Origin of the sequence: Citrobacter sp. JGM124, assembly GCF_018257795.1 — a bacterium.
In the GTDB taxonomy this organism is placed as follows: domain Bacteria; phylum Pseudomonadota; class Gammaproteobacteria; order Enterobacterales; family Enterobacteriaceae; genus JGM124.
On the sequence record NZ_JAERJD010000040.1, the window covers coordinates 1 to 592 of the forward strand.

The following is a 592-nucleotide window of genomic DNA, read 5'->3' on the forward strand; positions in this document are numbered from 1 at the left end:
TAACTGGTGGCATTGGTGGCGATGGTGCCGCCCGTCTGTACCGGGGCCCCCTGGGTGATGGCGTAGGCCGCCGACTCAGAAGCAGCGTCCCAGTCAGAGAGCTGCAGCGACGCTTTCAGGTTGCTGCCGACGGTCGTGGCCGTATAAGTACGCTTGTAGGTCCCGTCCTGGTTGTCCGCCCAGTTGCTGCCTGACTTCACGGAGGCACTCGGCACGGTGGTGCCCGCCGCCACTGCGTTCACCTCACCAACAACGCCATTGCCCTGCGCGTCCCTGAGGGTCACCGTGACCGTCATGTCCGCACCGGCCTCATAACTGGTGGTATCGGTGGCGATGGTGCCGCCCGTCTGTACCGGGGCCCCCTGGGTGATGGCGTAGACCGCCGACTGGGAAGCCGCCCCCCAGTCAGAGAGCTGCAGCGACGCTTTCAGGTTGCTGCCGACGGTCGTGGCCGTATAAGTACGCTCGTAGGTCCCGTCCTGGTTGTCCGCCCAGCTGCTGCCTGACTTCACGGTGGCACTCGGCACGGTGGTGCCCGCCTCTACTGCGTTCACTTCACCGACAACGCCATTGCCCTGCGCGTCCCTGAGGG

Annotated in this window: 1 pseudogene; it reads right to left on the minus strand. The window is 65.7% G+C overall.

What is annotated here, in order from left to right:
- Positions 1–592 (minus strand): annotated as a pseudogene (locus tag JK154_RS17630) (invasin); the annotation flags it as partial.